The sequence below is a fragment of the Brevibacillus laterosporus LMG 15441 genome, assembly GCF_000219535.2.
GTDB classification, from domain to species: Bacteria; Bacillota; Bacilli; order Brevibacillales; family Brevibacillaceae; genus Brevibacillus_B; species Brevibacillus_B halotolerans.
This window is the reverse complement of the sequence record NZ_CP007806.1, coordinates 2,697,217-2,717,984: the sequence shown is the minus strand read 5'-3', so window position 1 is coordinate 2,717,984 and position 20,768 is coordinate 2,697,217. Positions and strand designations below refer to the sequence as shown.

Sequence of the window (20,768 nt, the reverse complement as noted above, 5' to 3'; positions counted from 1 at the left end):
AAAAAAATAGGGAGTAACCGACATGAAAAATAATCAAATCGAAAAGGTGTACCCTTTATCACCCATGCAGGAGGGAATGCTTTTCCACTCCTTACTTGGTGACACCCAGCATGCTTACTTTGAACAGATGAGGCTGATCATTCAAGGTGACCTCAACGTTAGTTATGTGGAACAAAGCCTAAACCATTTAATCAGCAAATATGATATTTTCCGTACGCTGTTTCTTTACGAAAAGCTACAGCGACCACGCCAAGTTGTGTTAAAAGAACGCAAGACCACTGTTGCCTTTCATAATATTGTAAACCTTTCTTGCGACGAACAAACGGCACATATCGAGGCTTTACTCCAAGCTGATCGAGAAAGAGGCTTTGATCTCTCCAAAGATATCCTAATGCGTATAAGCATCATTTTGACCAAAGAAAAGGAGTATCAATTGGTTTGGAGTCATCATCATATCTTGATGGATGGTTGGTGCTTTGGCATTGTCATGCAGGATTTTTTCCGTTTCTACAAAATGCTAGTCATGAATCAGGCCCTAGTCAAGGAAAAGACAACACCCTATAGCAGCTATATTCATTGGTTGCAAAAGCAAGATCAGACTGAGGCCATTACCTACTGGGAAAACTACCTCTCTGCTTATGAAAAGCCTGCGGTTATGGCACATCAGTTTACACATTCTGATGGTTTTGCCTATGGGGAAGTAACCGTTCCTGTAGATAAAGAACTAAGCGCGGGAATCTACCGCATCGCCCGCGAGCATCAGACCACGTCAAACAATGTATTTCAAGCGATCTGGGGTCTTTTGCTACAGCGTTACAATAACACCTCAGATGTCGTATTTGGTTCGGTTGTCTCAGGCCGTCCCTCAGAAATTGAGGATGTGGAGCAAATTGTCGGCCTATTTATCAATACCGTACCTGTACGAATTAAAAGTGGAAATGAGCAGACATTTAGCCAGTTGCTAAATGCGGTGAAGCAGAACTCCTTGGAAGCTAAATCCTATGAATATGTCTCGCTTGCCGATATTCAGTCCCGGTCTGGACTTGGAAGCGATCTGTTTAATCATATTATAGGTTTTCAAAATCATGTAGATAATCAGGGACTATATCAGACTGAATGGGACAAAGAACTGGGTTTTACTGTAGTCAGCGTGGATGCCCATGAGATGACGAACTATGACTTTCATCTCGTTGTCATTCCTGGAGATTTATTCACGATTCGCTTAAGCTACAATGCAAACAAGTATGACCAAGCGTTTATCGAGCGTATAGGTGCACATCTAACAAAGCTGATGAAGCAAGTCATTGCAGAACCTCATCAAGCTGTCCATAGCTATGAGTTAGTCACAGATGAGGAAAAACAACAGCTTCTTGCTACATTTAACAGCACGGCAGTAGACTTTCCGAACGAGAAAACGTTGCATCAATTGTTTGAGGAACAGGTTGCTCGCACGCCGAATGCCATCGCGATTGCATACAATGAACAGAGTCTGACCTATCAACAACTAGACGAGAAAGCCAACCAGCTAGCTCGTGTATTGCGAAGACAGGGTGTTGGACCCAATCAATTAGTCGGTATTGTAGCTGAACGCTCCATTGAGATGGTTGTAGGACTTTTTGCAATTCTCAAAGCAGGGGGCGCGTATGTACCGATCGATCCAGAATATCCCAAAGAGCGTATCGAGTACATCTTAACGGATAGCCATATTGAATTGGTTTTGATCCAAGAGCATCTGCATAAAACCATTACTTCTACTCTTGGGGAGAATGTTTCATCCTATAGACTGATTTCGATAACTACTGGAAACGACGACACTGACAATAGCCCGCTTGAGTCGGTAAATAGACCTTCTGATCTGGCTTATATGATCTACACTTCTGGCACCACCGGTAAACCAAAAGGGGTCATGATTGAACACCGAAATGTGGTTAATACAATCTATTGGCGTAGCCGTGAGTATCAATTTTGTGAGACAGACAGTGTGTTGCAGCTCTTTTCCTTCGCATTTGACGGTTTCGTCATTAGCTTGTTCTCACCACTGATCGCCGGTGCGAAAGCGGTCATTCTACCGACTGAGGATGCTAAAGATCCAGTGGCGATTAAACGTCATATCCTGCGCTGGAACGTAACAAGTTTTATTACCGTACCTGTCATGTACAGTGCAATCATCGATACCATGACTGCTGAAGAGACTCAGTCGTTACGCTTGATCTGCTTGGGGGCAGATAAACTGACAGAGAACGTCATCCGTCAGAGTAAAAACCTTAACGCTCGTATCGAACTAATTAACGAATACGGTCCAACAGAGAACGCGATCGTTTCTACCTTTTCTCGCAACATGCGAGTAGATAAGCCGATTACGATTGGCGGTCCGATTGCGAATACCCGTGCTTACGTGTTAACTGCTCATGATCAGCTTCAGCCTATTGGAATATCTGGTGAACTGTGTGTTAGTGGTGTAGGTCTTGCTCGCGGCTACCACAATCTTCCTGAACTTACAGCCGAAAAGTTTGTAGCAAGTCCATTTGAACCAGATGAGCGTATGTACCGTACAGGAGACATTGTGAGTTGGACGGAAGATGGGAATTTAATTTTTCACGGTCGCATCGATAATCAGGTCAAAATACGCGGTCACCGTATCGAGACTGGGGAAATCGAGACCTTGCTACGGAAGCATCCTGCGATAAATGAAGCGGTCATAACTGTGCAGGAGATCGCTGGCGATGCAGTTCTTTGTGCGTACTACGTGCCGGCTGATGAAGTAAGTATCAACGAACTGCGTGATTATATGTCAACAGAGCTACCAGATTACATGATGCCAGCTTATTTTATAGAACTCCAATCCCTACCACTTACTGTTAACGGCAAAGTTGATCATAAATCACTCCCGATGCCGGAGAACATTTTTAGTGAAAGTGAATATGTTGCACCGAAGAATCAAACGCAGGAACAACTAGCAAAAATATGGGTCGATGTGCTCGGACTGACACAAGTAGGGATTACTGATAACTTTTTCGAACGGGGTGGCCATTCAATTAAAGCAACGTTACTGGTTGCTAGAATCCACAAACAATTCGGTATCGTGTATCCGCTCAAAGAAGTGTTTAACCGTCCAACCATCGAGGAGATGGCGGCTTACATCACACAGGCCGATAAGGATGCCTTACCGCCGCTTATTCCAACAGAAGCCCGCGATTTTTATCCGGCGACCTCTGCACAGAAACGTCTGTATGTGAGTATCCAATTCGATGGCGCGGAATTAACTTATAATATGCCGTTGATGGTACGTCTTAACGGATTGCTTGATGTCGAATCTCTACAAGATGCTGTTCGTGCATTGACCCGGCGCCATGAATCGCTTCGCACTTCTTTCGTCACCGTGGAAGATAAGCTGATGCAACAGATTCATAAAGATGTAGAAATGCCGTTTTCTTATATCGAAACCACTGAAGATTTATTGCAAGAAGAGGTCCAGACATTTATTCAGCCTTTTGACCTAAGTCAGGCTCCACTGTCACGAGTTGGACTTTTCCAAATTGGCAAGCAAGAGCATTTACTCGTACTCGATATGCATCACATCATTTCTGATGGTGTTTCCATGAACATTTTCTTACATGAGCTGACGCAACTCTACGCCCGTAAAGAATTGCCGCCTCTTGCGATTCAATATAAGGACTATGCCGTGTGGCAGCAAGCAATCATGGAAAGTGGTGCGGCAAAGGTAAAAGAGAAATATTGGCTCGATACCTTTAGCGGTGACATTCCTGTCCTTGAGCTTGCGACTGACTTCCCGCGTCCGACTGTACAGGAATTCGCTGGCTCGCGCATTCAGTTCGAGCTAACCGAAAGTCAAAGTGAGCGTTTGCTGACCTATTGCAACGAACGGGGCAGTACCTTGTATATGACCCTGCTAGCCGCACTAAATGTCCTGCTTCACAAGTACACGGGCCAAAATGATATTGTCATCGGAACACCGATTGCCGGACGTCAGCTAGCTGAACTAGAACATGTGATGGGAATGTTTGTTAATACGCTTGCAATGCGCAACCAGCTTGAGTCTGATGAGACGTTCAACCAATTCCTAGGTGTAGTCCAAGCTAATAGCCTCAAAGCGTTTGAAAATCAGGACTACCCGCTTGAAACTTTGATTGAAAAGCTGGATGTACAGCGTGATATAAGCCGCAATCCATTGTTTGACATTATGTTCTCCTTACAGAACATTGAGGTTTCCACGTTTGCGATGGCAAACCTCGAAATGAGTTCCTATGAATTCACGCACGAAATAGCCAAATTCGACATGACAGTGGTAGCGGCGGAACGTGAAGGCAAAATTGTGTTTGACTGGGAATATCGGACCCAACTGTTTTGTCAGGAAACAATAGAGCGGATGATTCAGCATTATCTGAGTATCCTCAATCAAGTGATTGCTGACCCAAACATCAAACTAAGAGACATTGACATGATGACAGATGCTGAAAAAGAACATTTGCTTACAGAGATAAACAACACATTCAAGAGCATCCCGCAGGACGTCACTGCACTGACCTTATTCGAACAAGTAGCGGTTGCGATGCCAGAGCAAATTGCCGTGGTATTTGGTGCGCAACAGCTGACCTATCGTGAATTAGATGAAAAAGCTAGCCTTTTAGCACAGACCTTGCGAACAAAAGGAGTGGGACAGGAAGATATTGTTGCCATTCTCAGTGACCGTTCCTTGGAAATGATCATCGGATTGATTGCGATCGTTAAGGCGGGAGCAGCCTTTTTGCCAATTGACCCTGAGTATCCAACAGAACGTATCGAGTACATGCTATCCGATAGTAAAGCCAAAATCTTGCTTGTTCACCGTAATAGGGACATAGCTGCAGCATCAGAGGAATGGACTGACATCTGCGAGACTCTGTTGCTTACAGATGACAGACTGTATCAAGTAGTGACCGACGAACCGCTTGATGCGATTGTTCAGCCAGATAGTCTTGCCTACGTCATCTATACTTCAGGCTCTACAGGACAACCAAAAGGGGTGATGATCGAGCACCATTCACTTGTTAATCTGTGCTTGTGGCATCAAACGTCCTTCGATCTCACAGCAGCCGATCATACAACCAAATATGCAGGTTTCGGCTTTGATGCTTCGGTTTGGGAAATTTTCCCCACACTGATCACAGGTGCCACTCTGCACATCATTCCTGATGACATCCGTCTCGATGCAGAGTTGCTTAATCACTATTTTGAAGTACACGGAATTACCGTAAGCTTCTTACCAACTCAAATGTGTGAATTATTCCAAGAGCTGGATAACCGCTCATTGCGTGTACTGTTGACTGGTGGCGACAAGCTAAAGACCTTTATTCCAAGGTCATATCAGCTTATCAACAACTATGGACCAACTGAAAACACCGTCGTCGCTACATCTACTTTGCTGACTCAGGCATCCAATAACCTGCCGATAGGACGTCCTATTCAGAATGTACAAGCGCTCGTGCTCAGCTCAAACGGACAGCTACAACCAATCGGGGTACCAGGCGAACTCTGCATTGGCGGAGCAGGACTTGCGCGTGGCTATCTCAATCGACCGGACTTGACTGCGGAAAAATTCGTCTCACATCCGCTTCTCCCAGAGCAGACCATTTATCGTACCGGAGACTTTGTAAGGATAAGCCAAGATGGACAGCTTGAATACCTTGGACGGATTGATCAACAGGTAAAAATCCGAGGCTATCGCATCGAACTTGGAGAAATTGAGACCAGAATGCTTCAGTATCCCGGGGTGAAAGAAGCTGTTGTGACAGCCTTTGACACCAACCTTTGTGCCTATTACGTGGCTACAGAGGAGCTGAGTGATGTAGGTCTTCGCCAATACCTGAATAGCCAGTTGCCACCGTTCATGGTTCCAACGTTCTTCATCCAACTCGACAGTCTGCCGCTTACCGCAAATGGAAAAGTAGACCGCCGTGCCTTACCGGAACCAGACAGTGTACATGTGCCAGATCGTCCTTTTGAACCACCGATTAGCGAATTGGAGCAGAGACTGGCGGATATTTGGGGTAACGTCTTACAAGTTGAGCGTATCGGCCGTAACGACCATTTCTTCGAGCGTGGGGGACACTCGATTAGAGCGACTACCGTAATCTCTCGCATTCAAAAGGAATTCGGGGTGAAGGTTCCGCTCTCCGCATTCTTTCAAAAACCAACGCTTCAAGAGCTGGCGGACTGCCTAGAGCAAATCCTGCAACAGCAGAAGGAAGAGAACAGCTCAGACGAGTTAACGATCCTACCTGTCGGGACAAGCGATTATTACCCTGCTTCTTCTGCACAAAAACGTATGTATGTCGTCAATCAGTTCGCTGGTGTAGAAACGGCCTATAACATGCCACTTGTGCTGGAAATTAACGGTCCGCTTAACATCCCGCGCTTTACAGGTGTGATTGAAAAACTGATCGAACGACACGAAGCGCTACGCACCTCTTTTGCTGTCGTGGATGGAGAAGTGGTGCAACGAATTCATCCAAGAGTAAAGCTACTCTTTGAACTTATTCAGACCAGCAAGGCAAAGCGAGATGAGATGATTAAGCAGGCGATTCAGCCATTTGATCTCGGACAGGCGCCTCTGATGCGTTCTCGTCTGATTCAACTGGATGAACAGTCCTATGTGGCTGTGATTGACATGCACCATATCATTTCCGACGGTGTCTCGATGAGCCTGTTTATGGACGAATTCAGCAAACTTTATGCTGGTGAAACATTGCCAGAACTTCAGATTCAGTACAAGGATTATGCCGTTTGGCAGCAGCAACGTAACCAGTTACAATCATTTGCTACAAAGGAATCTTACTGGCTAAATCAGTTCGCTGATGAAATTCCGGTGTTGGAGCTTCAAACCGACTATCCACGTTCTGTGGTTAAACAGTTTGCTGGAGAGATACTTCAGACTGAGCTGCCTGCCGAGTGGACAGCCAAACTACAATCGTTCAACCAAAATGAACAGGTCACTCTTTTTATGACCTTACTTGCGCTATATCAAATGTTGCTAGCTAAATATACTGATCAAGAAGATATTTGTGTCGGAACACCGATTGCGGGACGTCCAACTGCCGACGTAGATCGGGTGATGGGAATGTTCGTTAACACGTTGGCATTGCGTAACCAGCCAGAAGCGGCGAAGAGCTTCCGCCAGTTTATTGCCGAAGTACGTGAAAGCGTCCTATTAGCCTATGAGCATCAGGATTATCCGCTCGAAGAACTAATTGAAAAGCTCGGACTTGCCCGTGACACGAGTCGTAATCCTCTATTTGATACAATGTTTACCCTGCAAAACCTCGAACTAGCATCTGTTCAGCTTACGGACGTGGCTATTACTGCCCTTCCTTATGAGATGAAGAAGGCCAAGTTCGATCTGACGTTACTCGCCATCGAAACGGACGGCAAGATATACTTCAACTGGGAATACAGCAGTCACTTATTTAAACGCGAAACAATTGAACGAATGGCTAACCACCTTAACCAACTGATCATCCATGCCTTAAAACATCCGAATAGTCCAATCTCAGACATCCAGATGATGACGGCAGAGGAGGAGAATCAGCTTTTAAAAGAGTTTAATTCAGAGCAAGGGCAAGCACCGATCACAGCTACCATCCCGCAATTGTTCGAACAGCAGGCCTCGCTGTATCCAGATAAGATTGCGCTGGTATTTGAGAAACAGGAGTGGAGCTATCGACAGCTTAACGAACAAGCAAACCTCCTTGCGCATGCACTTCAGGCACGAGGAGTAGGAAGAGAAGAAAAAGTTGGTTTGATTATCGACAGATCGCCGATGATGATCGTTGCGATGCTAGCGGTACTAAAAGCTGGGGGGGCCTATGTACCAATTGACCCAGAATACCCAATCGAGCGCATTCGCTTTATGCTTGCAGACACCAAGACTCGGCTGGTATTGTCCCAGTCCCATTTGATCAAAAATTTCACTCTGGACCAAGAGTTGATTAATCTTGATGATCCGACATTGCTTCACCAAGGTGATGTAAGCAATCCCGAAGCAGTTGACCTCCATTCACAGCATCTCGCCTACGTGATGTTTACTTCGGGAACTACTGGACAACCAAAAGGAACGCTTACTACGCATGCGAACATTATCCGGGTCGTTAAGGATACGAACTATGTCGACTTGAATCGTACAGATACGCTTTTGCAAATTTCTAACTATGTATTTGATGGTTCTACCTTCGATATCTATGGTGCGCTCTTGAACGGGGCGAAGCTGGTCATGATGAATCGCCATGAAATGCTTGATGTTCATGCCCTTTCCTATCTAATCACGACTCATCGAATTAGTGTGATATTTATGACGACAGCACTGTTTCACACTTTAGTAGACGTGAATTTAGAGTGCTTAGGTAACGTACGTAAGTTGTTTGTCGGTGGTGAAAAGATGTCGCCAAAACAAGCGAGGAAAGCACTGGCTTATCTTGGTCCGGACTGTTTTTACAACATATACGGACCGACAGAAAGTACTGTATTTGCTACCTATTATCACATCTTTGAAATCAAGGAGGACATGAGTTCCATACCGATCGGGAAACCACTCAGTCGTACCCAATTATATGTGTTAAACAAGCATCTCCATCTTGTACCAATCGGTGTACCTGGCGAGCTATACATTGGCGGAGAAGGACTGATCCGAGGGTATCTAAACCGACAAGACCTGACTGATGAGAAGTTTATTCCAAGTCCGTTTAACCCAGAGGAACGCTTGTACAAAACAGGAGATCTTGTGAGATGGCTTCCTGACGGTAATATTGAGTACCTTGACCGTGCTGATAACCTTGTAAAAATCCGTGGGTTCCGTATTGAGCCAGACGAGATTGCCGTACAGATGAAGGAGCATCCTCAGGTCAAAGAAGCGGTTGTGCTTGTTAAACATGATCAAACCAATCAGGCTTACTTGTGTGCCTATTTCTCTGCACATTCTGAAATTGGTATTGCTGAGTTGCGGGATCACCTTTCTAATCGAATGCCAGAGTATATGATTCCAGCCGTTTTTATGGAGCTTGAGATGATTCCTTTCACTCCGAATGGTAAACTAGACCGTCGCGCGCTACCAGAACCTAGTTTGGAGCTGTATGCTAGCCAGTACGTACCACCTACCACCCCGACCGAAGAACGACTTTGCCAGATTTGGTCCGAGGTACTTGGAGTAGAAAAAATCGGTGTCCATGATAACTTCTTTGAACGAGGTGGTCATTCCTTACGTGCCACGATGCTTTCGGCAAGCATTGAAAAGCAATTAGAAGTAGAGTTTAGTATTCAGCAGGTTTTTCTTCATCAGACAGTCAAAGAGATGGCAAACGCAATCAGCATATCCGATCGGAAAGCGTATCATGCAATTCAACCAGTAGAGAAGCGAGCGTATTATCCGACATCGCCATCGCAACGAAGACTTTATTTCATCAATCAGTTTGAGGGAGCAAGTATCAGCTATAATATGCCATTGATCGTGCGTTTAGATGGAGATCTTGATCTATCAAAGCTACAAAATGCACTTGATATGCTCATACAGCGACATGAGGCATTCCGCACCTCTTTTGAAATGAGAGGAGAAGAGGTGATCCAACTGATTCACGATCAGGTGAGCCTCCCGCTGACGTTGGTCGAAATAGATGAAGAAACACTACGCAGAACGTTGTCTGACTATATTCAACCATTCGATTTGAGCAAAGCACCGCTCATCCGCGCTATGATTTTCCGCGTGACTAGTAAGCAGCACGTACTTCTGATAGATATGCATCACATTATCTCTGACGGGACATCGCTTACTTTGTTTTTGCATGAGCTCAATCAATTATATCTGGGGAACGAACTGTCATCACTTACGATCCAGTACAAGGATTATGCTGTATGGCAACGTGAGCAATGTCAGGTTAGCGGCAGGGAGGAACGTTTTTGGCTGGATACCTTTGCAGGTGAGCTCCCTGTTCTTGAAATGCCGACCGATCACAGCCGACCGACGATTACTGATTATGCTGGTGACGTGATTAGCTTTGAGCTGGACAAGCAACAAACAGCCCAATTACTCACGTTTGTCCATGAGACGAATACCACTCTTTATATGAACGTACTGGCGGCTTATAATCTGTTCCTTGCTCGCTATACTGGCCAAGACGACATCATTGTGGGAACCCCGACAGCAGGGCGCCTCAAAGCAGATGTAGAGCATGTGATCGGGATGTTTGTTAACACACTTGCAATACGAAACTCCCCTGTGATGTCTAAATCGTTCCGTGAGTTTCTAGGTGAAGTGAAAGCGAATGTGCTACATGCTTATGAATACCAGACGTATCCACTAGAAGAGCTGATCGAAAAACTCGACATCCAACGTGACCGTAGTCGCAATCCGCTCTTTGATACAATGCTGACCGTGCAGAACATAGAGTTTGCTGATAATACGATTTCTGGCCTCAAGATGACTCCGTACGAGTATACGCACAACGCAGCTAAGTTCGACCTGACATTATCGGTGCTGGAGCGAGACAGTAAGCTTTATTTTGAATGGGAGTACCGGACCAGCCTATACAAGCGTACTACTATGGAACGTATGGCCAAGCATTTTCTCACATTGCTGATGGGTGCAATTACACAGCCTGATCTTTCGATGGGACAACTCATCATGGTAAACGAAGCTGAGAAGCAACAGTTGATTTATGACTTCAACCAAACTGATGCGAATTACCCGCGTGAATCTACCATTCATGCATGGATTGAAAAGCAGGTGCGTTTAACACCAGACCGTGTTGCAGTCACATACGGCGACAAACACCTTACCTACCGGGAATTGGACGAGCAGGCTAATCGTCTTGCTAATCGCCTATTACAGCAGAGTCAGCATCAGCGTAATCCGTTGATCGGAATACTTTTGGACCGATCCGAACGCATGATTATTTCTATTCTGGCTATTTTGAAAGCTGGGGGAGCCTATGTGCCAATTGATCCGGAATACCCGGTAGAGCGTATAGCAGCAATTGTTGAGGATACAGGCATGGACATGCTCATCACAGAGTCACATCATGCCGAAATCTATGAGGCTTTTGCCGAAGTCCATCCGATTAATATCGATCAGCTAGATGAGTGGGAAAAGCAGCCAGCCAAATTGCTAACAAAGCCAATTGGAACACAAGATGACCTCGCATACATCATCTTCACCTCTGGCTCTACCGGTAGGCCTAAAGGTGTTATGATCGAACACCGCAATGTGATCCGCTTGATGACGAATGATCGCATGAGGTTTGATTTTACCGACAACGATGTCTGGACAATGTTCCACTCTTACTGCTTCGACTTCTCTGTTTGGGAGATGTATGGCGCTCTTTTCTACGGTGGCCGTGTTGTGATCGTACCAAAAGAGATTGCTCGTGTGCCGAAGGATTTCATCCAACTTCTTAAGCAGGAGCGGGTGACCGTGCTTAATCAGACCCCTACTGCCTTCTACTCTCTGATACAGGAAGAGGCGAAAGGAAAAGAGAAGGAATTGGCTGTCCGTTACGTGATTTTCGGCGGTGAAGCCCTAGCACCAATCCAGCTTCACAAGTTCCATGAAAGATACCCGGCAACTCAACTCATTAACATGTATGGCATTACCGAGACCACTGTACATGTAACGTTTAAAGAAATTACGCTGGCCGAGATGAACAAGAATCAGCCAAACATCGGCACTCCGATTCCAACGCTGACTGTTTACATCTTGGATGAATTCCAGCAACCTGTCCCAATTGGGGTAAAAGGTGAGATATACGTCGGTGGAGAGGGTGTGGCACGCGGTTACCTTCATCAACCTGATTTGACTGCGGAGCGTTTTGTACCTAATCCATTTATACCTGATCAAAAAATGTATCGTGCAGGTGATCTGGCACGCTGGCTAGATGACGGTACACTGGAGTATTTGGGTCGACTGGACCATCAGGTAAAAGTGCGAGGCTTCCGCATCGAGCTAGGGGAGATTGAGACTTGCCTTCTGCAACATGATGCCATCAACGAAGCCCTTGTGATAGCTATCGACGATGCTGGCAGCACTGCACTTTGCGCCTACTATATTGCAACCCACGAGCTTAGTATCAGCGAATTGCGAAGACACATTGGTGAAACGTTGCCCAGCTTCATGATCCCAGCCTACTTTATCGGACTCGATACATTCCCGATGACTGTCAATGGCAAAGTAGATCGCAAAGCCCTACCGAAACCGGATGCCTCCACACTCACTCTTAACCGTTATGTGGAGCCGCAGGGTGAACTGGAAGAGAAGCTGGATATGATTTGGAGCGAAGTGCTTGGCAGAAGCCGCGTTGGACGGGAAGGAAATTTCTTTGAGCTAGGTGGACATTCTCTCAAAGCGGCATCCCTAATCTCCCTGATGCACAAAGAAACGGGTGTGAAGGTACCACTGAAGGTTCTGTTCCAGACTCCAATCCTATGGGAAGTAGCGGAGTACATCAAAAAACAAGATGCAGGAACCTACATCGCGCTTGAGCTACTGGAAAAACGTCCGTACTATAAAGCCTCTCCGTATCAGCGTTACACTTACGAGCGTGCCGCAGGGGAGATCAGCTACAATATTCCTTTCGCGATAACGTTAGAAGGTAAGCTGAATGTAGAGCGGTTACGCGATTCATTCCAGACGATGATCAACCGTCATGAGTCGCTGCGAAGCTCCTTTGATGTAGTCGATGATGAAGTAGTACTCGTAGTTCATGACGAGCTTTGTTTTGACCTTCCTGTAATGGTAGCAGAGGAGGAACAGGTGTCAGAATTGGTACAGGCTCAGGTTCGACCGTTTGATTTCCATGAAGCCCCACTGCTCCGTGCCGTTTTGATTCGTAGTGAAGAAGAAAAACACACATTGTTTGTTGACATGAACCACATTATTTCCGACGGAACTTCGCTTAGCGTTTTTATGGACGAACTGATGCAGCTTTATGCTGGCCATGAGCTACCTGAATTGACCGTCCAATACAAGGAATATACCTATTGGCTCGATCAATGGCTAACTAGCGAAGAGGGGAAAAGACAAGAGCAGTTCTGGCTGAAGTATTTTGATGGAGATATCCCACAGTTGGAACTCCCAACTGACTTCCCGCGTCCTGACCAAAAGAAATTCGATGGAGAAAAAATCTTCTTCCAAGTCGATGCCAAACGTACCAAGCTACTTCATGAATTTTCTGAAGCACATAGCGTCACAATTTACATTACCCTTTTGTCCGCTTTCTACGTACTTTTGCAGAAGTACACCGACCAGGAAGATATCATAGTTGGGACCTGGCAAGCAGGACGACCACGTGAAGAATTCAACAGGGTAATTGGTTTATTCATCAATACGCTGGCTTTCCGGGCTAATCCAAGAGGGGATTTGAATTTCCAGGAATTCCTCACCGATGTCAAAGAGAACATCGTTCATTGCTATGAGAACCAGCTCTATCCATTTGAAATGATAACGGAAAAACTAGCGATTCCTACCGTTGAGAACCGTACACCGCTCTTTGATGCAGTATTCTCCATGCTCAACTATGAGATGAACGATATCGAATTCGACAGTCTTCACGTCGTTCCTCATCCATTTGAGTTCAAAATTTGTGAATACGACATCTATTTAGAAGCGATTGAAAAGCACGATTTTATCCATTTCTCCCTTGGCTACAGCGTCGAGCTGTTCAAACAGTCGACTATTGAAGAGATGGCACAGGATTACTTGTCGTTACTTGATGAGCTCTTGAACAATGCACAAGCAAAACTTGCAGAGGTGGGGATTACCATTAAAGACAAACAGGCAGTTAAAAATGAAGTAAGGCTGGCAACCTCCGAAGTAGCAATAGCGATGGCACCGGAACTCTCACCTCCATCCACAAATCGTATCTATCCTGAGACAGTGCCGTACCATCCCTTTGAACCAACGAAGGATAGAGTAGAGGTAATTAATAGAGCAGAATTTGGCGACGGAGTGATCTCCAAAACAATCATTCAACCGGGTGAAATCGTCTTCCGTTTTGATGGCCCACAGCTTCCGTATCAAACGCTGTACACCTTACAAAAACATTCGGGACTTTTTGTGGAAGACCCATACTGCATGGGAAAAGTACTTCACTCGTGCGATCCTAACACCGTGGTTGACATGGACACTCAGGTTTTCACTGCTGTCAAAGAAATCAAGCCTGGTGACTACATAACCATGGACTATGAAACCACTGAAGACGAACTGTACCGCCAATTCGAATGCGGATGTGGTGCAAGCAAATGCAGAAAGATCATCACAGGTCGATTCATGAGGGCCAGAAATTAATTGAAGCTTGAAAAATTGGTTATCGTCACTATTCATTCTTTTATCGAAAAATAGAAAACACAAGGAGATGTTACAGGATGTATAAACGTATCATGCACGAAGGAAAAGCTTGCTATGGAAAACATGTGTTGGTTCACATGGAAAGATGCAACGAAAACATTCTCAGCATTGAAGTGGTAAAGGATTTCATTATGAAACTCGTTAAAGACATTGACATGGTTGCCTTCGGGGAGTGCCACTGCTATCGCTTTGGCGACGGTGAAGAAATCGGTCTTTCGGCAGTACAATTGATCTACACCAGCAGTATCACTCTTCACACCAATGATCTGCATCGTGAGGGGTACCTAGATGTTTTCTCTTGCAAAGACTTTTCTGAAGAGCAAGTCAAACAAAGCATCATTGATGTATTTGGGCCTGAAAATGTTCAGTACCAAGTGATCATCCGTGAATAAATGGATGATATCGGCTTAAACAGGGGAGGGGAGGAAAGTGGTATCGTTTATGGCGGTACCACCCTTTTCTTCCTTTTGTTCCCCTACGTAAAAGTTACGATGAGGTGTTCTGATGACAACCACAAAAAAGAACCGCTCTGTGGCACTGATAGCCTTCCTGATTTTGGCGGGAATCATCTATGGAGGCAGCTATTATTACATGCACGTACATACAGCCAAAAGTGATATAGTCGATCTATTCGTTACAGTAGCGCTGATGTTTGTGATACCATTCCTAGTCAATCTACTGGTTATTCCCAATAAAATTTCACTGTTTTTTGCCTTTTTTATTGAGATATTCGTCTCGAAATATTTGATAGCAGCTTCCCATCAGCGTTACTTGGACTATGTGATTTTCTATGTTGCACCTCTGGTTGAAATCTTTTTTCTTTGCTTTATCTTCTTTCAAATTATCCGTCTATACCGGGATAGCAAAAAGCACGCGGATCGAGAATTAAGCTTCTATGAGGCGATGGAAGTGGCACTGACCAAGCTGTTCGGCGATACGCCGCTCAAAAATGTTTTCCTCGCTGAGATTAAGCTTTTCTACTATTCTTTCGGTGTTCTGTTCAAAAAACCGGACATTCGAAAAGATATCTCATATAGCTACCATAAGACCACCATTATTAAAACGATGATGATTGTTTTCGGTCTGTTGCTCATAGCTGAGACCGTATTGCTTCACTGGCTACTCGCAAAGTGGAGTATCATCGCCGCGTGGATTGCAACAGCGATCAGTATCTACGCAGCTTTGTACATCGTCGCCTTCTATAACTCTGTTAAATACCTGCCTTGCACCGTGACTGAGGATAAAGTCACACTCTATGCCGGTTATCAGAGTATTGCTGTAATCGACATTGCTAATATTGAAGCAATTCAATCTCCAAACATGAGCAATGTTGCACTCAATCCGTTTGAAAAAGGAGATTCTGATGTGGTCAATACGACACTAATGATGGACTCTCCATCATTCGAGATCAAAGTAAAAGAATCAGCCATTTATTATGGTGTCTTTGGGATGAAAAAGGAGTTTAAACGCATCATGTTCAAAGTAGACGAACCAGAGTCTTTTGCCCAAGCTATTCGTTCAAGGATGGAAAAGCTCCAAGAGCAACACAATAAAGAAAACACGAATATGTAATTGCCTGGGAAACAGCAGGAACAGACATAGGCAGACAACAAAAAGACGGCTCTGGATGAAGGGAGTCGTTTTTTTTGTATTCATGTCGAAGAAAGACAATCGATTAGCAGCATTGTAGTTCTAGTCATATTCATATAGAAGACATACAACTATAAAGAGAAAGTAAACATCAAGAAAGAGAGGAAAACGAATTATGGATTTTTATCGTTTAACTAGCACAAATGATGTTTTATGTAACAAAGCTTTTGATCTATATAATGCTAGCTTTCCCGAGCATGAACAAAGATTATTTGAAGATCAAATAGTAGCTTTAAATCATTCGGAATATCATTGTGATGTTATTTTAGAAATTGATCCACCAGTAGAGTCTATTTCTATTAGACGTAAGAACTTTTATATGAGGCTTGGCTTTATGGAAAATCATTACCAACATAAACATCCTGCGTATCGAAAACAGAATGTACCACATGAACTTGTCATCATGAGTTTTCCAAGAAGAATTTCGAAATTGGAATATAGCCAATTCAATGAGTACTTGGTAAAAACGATTATGAAGTCTGACGTATAGTGAGATTATTGGATTGACACAATAACCAAACACCTATTTTCTTGAAAAGGAAGAAAATAGGTGTTTTTTATTTCTCGATTTGAACAAAAAAGCTTATTGTTTTTACTGATATTTAGAAAATTTTATTAAGTTGATATTATTATATACAAAAATGAAATAGTAAGATTTCACAACTATACCAACTCATGGCACAAACCCTGTGAACACTTAGAGTAGATCTAAAAGTGGCCTATTTTAGTAGAAATAATTGTAAGATTCATACCCGATTATTTCATTATTAGGAGAGATATCCTGTTACAGCGATGATACAGATATAATTCTACGTTTTTATTGACCTAATGTTATTTTTGCTACAGTCCAAAAAATAATATATAATATATAATTAAAAACTAGTATTATTGTTAACATAAGTTAAAAAACTTAATACAATATTCAGTTTTTTTGCCAGAAAGTAAGATGGGGGATCTTTAAAGATAAAATGAAGTTCATTTCAACACCATTACTCAAATCGTACCTATTAAAAGAAAGAGAGACAAATGATGAGCTATTTATTTAGAAAAAAAGATATTAAGGATATCTCAGATTCAAACCAATCAAAAAAATTAAAAAGGTCACTTGGCGCCTTGGATTTAATACTAATGGGGATGGGAGCAACCATTGGAACAGGTGTCTTAGTTATTACAGGGTTAGTAGCTGCAAGAAACTCAGGTCCCGCTATATCTCTTTCTTTTATTCTTTCTGCAATTGTATGTGGTCTGGTAGCTTTATGTTATGCGGAGTTTTCATCAGCGATTCCAAGTTCGGGAAGTGCCTACGCCTATACCTATGTAGCATTAGGAGAGATAGTAGCTTTCTTGGTAGGATGGTCTATTGTAGGAGGATATACAGTTTCGATAGCATCTGTTGCCGGGGGATGGTCAGCATATTTTAATAGTGCATTATCACTGGTTGGAATTCACCTTCCGAGTAGTCTAGTCACTATTCCTAGCCAAGGTGGGATTATAAATTTACCCGCAGTATTTATCGTAATTTGTATGTCTTATTTATTAACAAGAGGTCTAACGCAAAGTAAAAAAGTCAATAATATCACAGTGGCTATCAAAATTTCTATTGTTTTACTGTTTATTATTATAGGTGCATTTTTCATCGAACCTGAAAATTGGCAACCTTTTATGCCATTTGGAATAAGTGGTGTATTTGCTGGAGCAGCCTCAGTATTTTTCGCATTCACTGGTTTTGACGCTATTTCAACATCTGCTGAGGAAGTGAAAGACCCTCAGAGAAACTTGCCTCGGGGTATTTTAGGATCTTTACTAGCTTGCACTACTATTTACGTTATTTTAGGAACTATTTTAACAGGAATGGTATCCTATAAAGAATTAAATGTTGGAGACGCTTTGGCTTATGCACTTGAAAGTGTAGGGCAAGGATGGGCGGCAGTTATTTTATCTGTTGGCGCAGTAATTGGAATTATAGCTGTTTTATTTGCTTACATGTTTGCAGTGCCACGTATTCTACTGTCAATGAGTCGTGATGGATTATTACCTAAATTATTCTCGACAGTTAATAGTAAAACTCACGTTCCGACGTTCTCTACATGGATCATTTGTATAGTAGGGGCTATCGTGGCTGGATTAATTGATTTAAAAGAATTAGCAGATATTGCGAATATGTCTGCCATTTTGAACTTTGCACTCGTATCACTGTCACTCATTGTTTTAAGAAAAACGCAGCCAAATTTAAAACGTAATTTCAAAATGCCTCTTGTACCTATTCTTCCAATCCTGGCAATCATTTTTTGCTTATTTTTAGCTTTTAATTTATCAGCAAAAATATGGATGTATTATCTTTCTTATTCAGCAGTAGGTTTCAGTATTTATTTTGGTTATTCCCGTAATAAAAGTGTACTAAAGCATCGGGAGTAAATAATTCATAATAGAATATACGGTTGTATCTCTTACGATCATTACATTTCCATTTCCTACAAAAAAGTCCGTTCAAAATCCGAAAAGGTTTGAAAACGGACTTTTTTTTGCCTCAATTGATAGTTCTTGATTGCCATTACATTATGATTTTTAAGTACTAAAACGAAGAATTAATAATTAGATGCGAAAATTACTAAGGATGAAGAAAGACAGTGACTAAGTGTGTTGAAATGAAATTTTCAGATGTAAATAGTTGAAAATTTAAATTTCTTCATCGTTTCCACACATTTTTTGTTTAATCTTATAGGCATCAGAAAATGAAGTGGGGGATAGTAAATGAAAGGAAAAATCAAGCTATTGCTTGCGATTGGTGTGTTAGGAATCATAGTAGTAGGTTGTTCTAATTCCAGTGGTAAAGACGAGTTGAATATGGATAACACCCAGAAGACCACAGAGATGTCTTCTAAAACCAATCAATCAAGTAATAATATTGTTCTCACAGAAGAAACACAAAGAGTGGATGGAAAAGAATTTACCATCACGGCAAAAGCGAGTAATTTGAAGGTGTCTAATGACTTGACTTTGCCCGTATGGACATTTAACAATTCTGTACCCGGTCCAGAGATTCGTGTCAAAGTTGGAGATACGGTCAAGATTAACTTAAAGAATGAACTCGAAGAACCTGTCTCGATTCATTGGCATGGTTACCCAGTCCCCAACGATATGGATGGTATCCCAGGGGTCACACAAGATGCTGTCGTTCCAGGCAAAATGTTTACGTACCAGTTTAAGGCAACGGTTCCAGGGACGTACTGGTATCATTCTCATCAAGATAGTGTTAATCAACTCGATAAAGGGCTCTATGGTTCATTGATTGTGGAAAATCCAAAAGATAGTTATGATCGAGATTACACGCTTGTACTAGACGAATGGATGAGCTCTGGCAGCAGGGATATGGAAACAAATACGAGTGATTCCAGCCAATCGAATAAAAGTATGCAAGGCATGGATCATAGCAAGATGAACATGAAGGGAATGGATCACAGTCAAATGAGCATGAGTGGTATGAAAGATCATGATATGAGCATGTATGATCTATATACCATTAACGGAAAGACGGGAGATGCTATTGATAAGCTAGTAGTTAAAGAAGGGGAAAAGGTTCGAATTCGCTTGATTAATGCGGGTTATCTAACGCATACAATGCATTTGCACGGACATGAATTTAAAGTGGTTGCCTCCGATGGGCAATCTGTAAATAGCCCTGCTGTTATTACAGATCAAGGGATTGCCATCGCTCCAGGCGAACGTTATGACATAGAGTTTACAGCAAACAATCCTGGTTCATGGTTGCTTGAAGAGCATGGACGTGAAGACAGAGTGAAAAACATGAGAGTTGTTATTTCATACGAAGGGTCTACCCTACAGACTGACTCATCCAATGCATCTGAGCAATTACCACAATTCAATCTCTTGAAATACGGGAAACAAGTTGATACTAAATTTTCTTTGAATCAATCCTTTGATCAGGATGTTCAGCTAAATCTGAATACCGAAATGAAGGACGGAGAGATGGTTTATACTATAAACGGAAAGGTATTCCCAAATACTGATTCTATTAAGGTTGATAAAGGGGAAAAGGTAAAGGTCACCTTTGTGAACCAATCGAAAACCGATGATCACCCGATGCACCTACATGGACACTTTTTCCAAGTTTTAAGCAAAAATGGACAGCCGCTGGATGGAGCGCCTGTTATTAAGGATACCCTCAACGTGAAGCCAGGAGAAGAATATGTGGTTGCATTTGAAGCGGATAATCCAGGAGATTGGATGTTCCATTGTCACGATCTGCACCATGCGTCTGCTGGTATGGTTACCGAGGTTATGTATAATGATTATAAAACCAATTATACCCCTGACCCGAGCGTTGACAATAAACCAGAATAACATGAATAAACTCCTGTGGGTGTTTCATAAGCCTTCAGGAGTTTATCCTTTTAGAAACTATTTAAGGGCGTAGTAATTGATAGCCTCAATTCTAGGAAATCTTGTTTGTGTTGTAATCTGATCAAGACACATAGTTCCTACATGGTTTCCACACATTTTTGATCTACAATACAAATAAACAAACGTTGTTGGAAATGGATTAGACATGGTTAATATTATTGGATTGCCCTCTTATGTCCGCAGGATGAGTTTCAGGCAAAAATGAAAATGCAACTCAAAATGTTTAAAATATCGAACTTATACCATGAGTAACTCTTAAATCAGGTCAGGTAAAAGAGAGTTATCGAAAGTATAAACGCGAAACCTTAAATGA

At 42.9% G+C, this 20,768-nt stretch carries 6 protein-coding genes; all 6 read left to right on the top strand.

Features of this window, described 5'->3' with window-relative positions; genetic code table 11:
* The first annotated feature begins 22 nt into the window (after window positions 1–22).
* The 6 genes from BRLA_RS11940 to BRLA_RS11915 all read left to right on the top strand — a co-directional run bounded on the left by BRLA_RS11940 (window position 23) and on the right by BRLA_RS11915 (window position 20,395).
* Entirely contained in the window at window positions 23–14,323 is a 14,301-nt protein-coding gene (locus BRLA_RS11940) for a non-ribosomal peptide synthetase (protein ID WP_003337715.1), read from the top strand.
* Window positions 14,324–14,400: 77 nt separating this feature from the next.
* Complete coding sequence (gene speD, locus BRLA_RS11935) at window positions 14,401–14,775, top strand: S-adenosylmethionine decarboxylase (protein WP_003337714.1); 375 nt, start codon at window positions 14,401–14,403, stop codon at window positions 14,773–14,775.
* A gap of 112 nt (window positions 14,776–14,887) precedes the next feature.
* Entirely contained in the window at window positions 14,888–15,955 is a 1,068-nt protein-coding gene (locus BRLA_RS11930) for a hypothetical protein (protein ID WP_003337713.1), read from the top strand.
* A gap of 193 nt (window positions 15,956–16,148) precedes the next feature.
* The gene (locus BRLA_RS11925) at window positions 16,149–16,523 is read left to right on the top strand and encodes a hypothetical protein (protein ID WP_003337712.1); all 375 of its coding nucleotides are present in this window, start codon (window positions 16,149–16,151) and stop codon (window positions 16,521–16,523) included.
* 539 nt (window positions 16,524–17,062) lie between these two features.
* Window positions 17,063–18,448 carry an APC family permease gene (locus BRLA_RS11920; RefSeq protein ID WP_041752164.1) on the top strand — a complete coding sequence of 462 codons (1,386 nt, stop codon included), beginning with the start codon at window positions 17,063–17,065 and terminating at the stop codon, window positions 18,446–18,448.
* 336 nt (window positions 18,449–18,784) lie between these two features.
* Window positions 18,785–20,395 carry a multicopper oxidase family protein gene (locus BRLA_RS11915; protein WP_003337710.1) on the top strand — a complete coding sequence of 537 codons (1,611 nt, stop codon included), beginning with the start codon at window positions 18,785–18,787 and terminating at the stop codon, window positions 20,393–20,395.
* Window positions 20,396–20,768 lie beyond the last annotated feature (373 nt).

Coding starts and splice junctions, on each gene's coding strand:
- BRLA_RS11915 (WP_003337710.1), top strand. CDS start 18,785: ATGAAAGGAAAAATCAAGCTATTGCTTGCGATTGGTGTGTTAGGAATC.
- BRLA_RS11920 (WP_041752164.1), top strand. CDS start 17,063: ATGAGCTATTTATTTAGAAAAAAAGATATTAAGGATATCTCAGATTCA.
- speD (WP_003337714.1), top strand. CDS start 14,401: ATGTATAAACGTATCATGCACGAAGGAAAAGCTTGCTATGGAAAACAT.
- BRLA_RS11930 (WP_003337713.1), top strand. CDS start 14,888: ATGACAACCACAAAAAAGAACCGCTCTGTGGCACTGATAGCCTTCCTG.
- BRLA_RS11940 (WP_003337715.1), top strand. CDS start 23: ATGAAAAATAATCAAATCGAAAAGGTGTACCCTTTATCACCCATGCAG.
- BRLA_RS11925 (WP_003337712.1), top strand. CDS start 16,149: ATGGATTTTTATCGTTTAACTAGCACAAATGATGTTTTATGTAACAAA.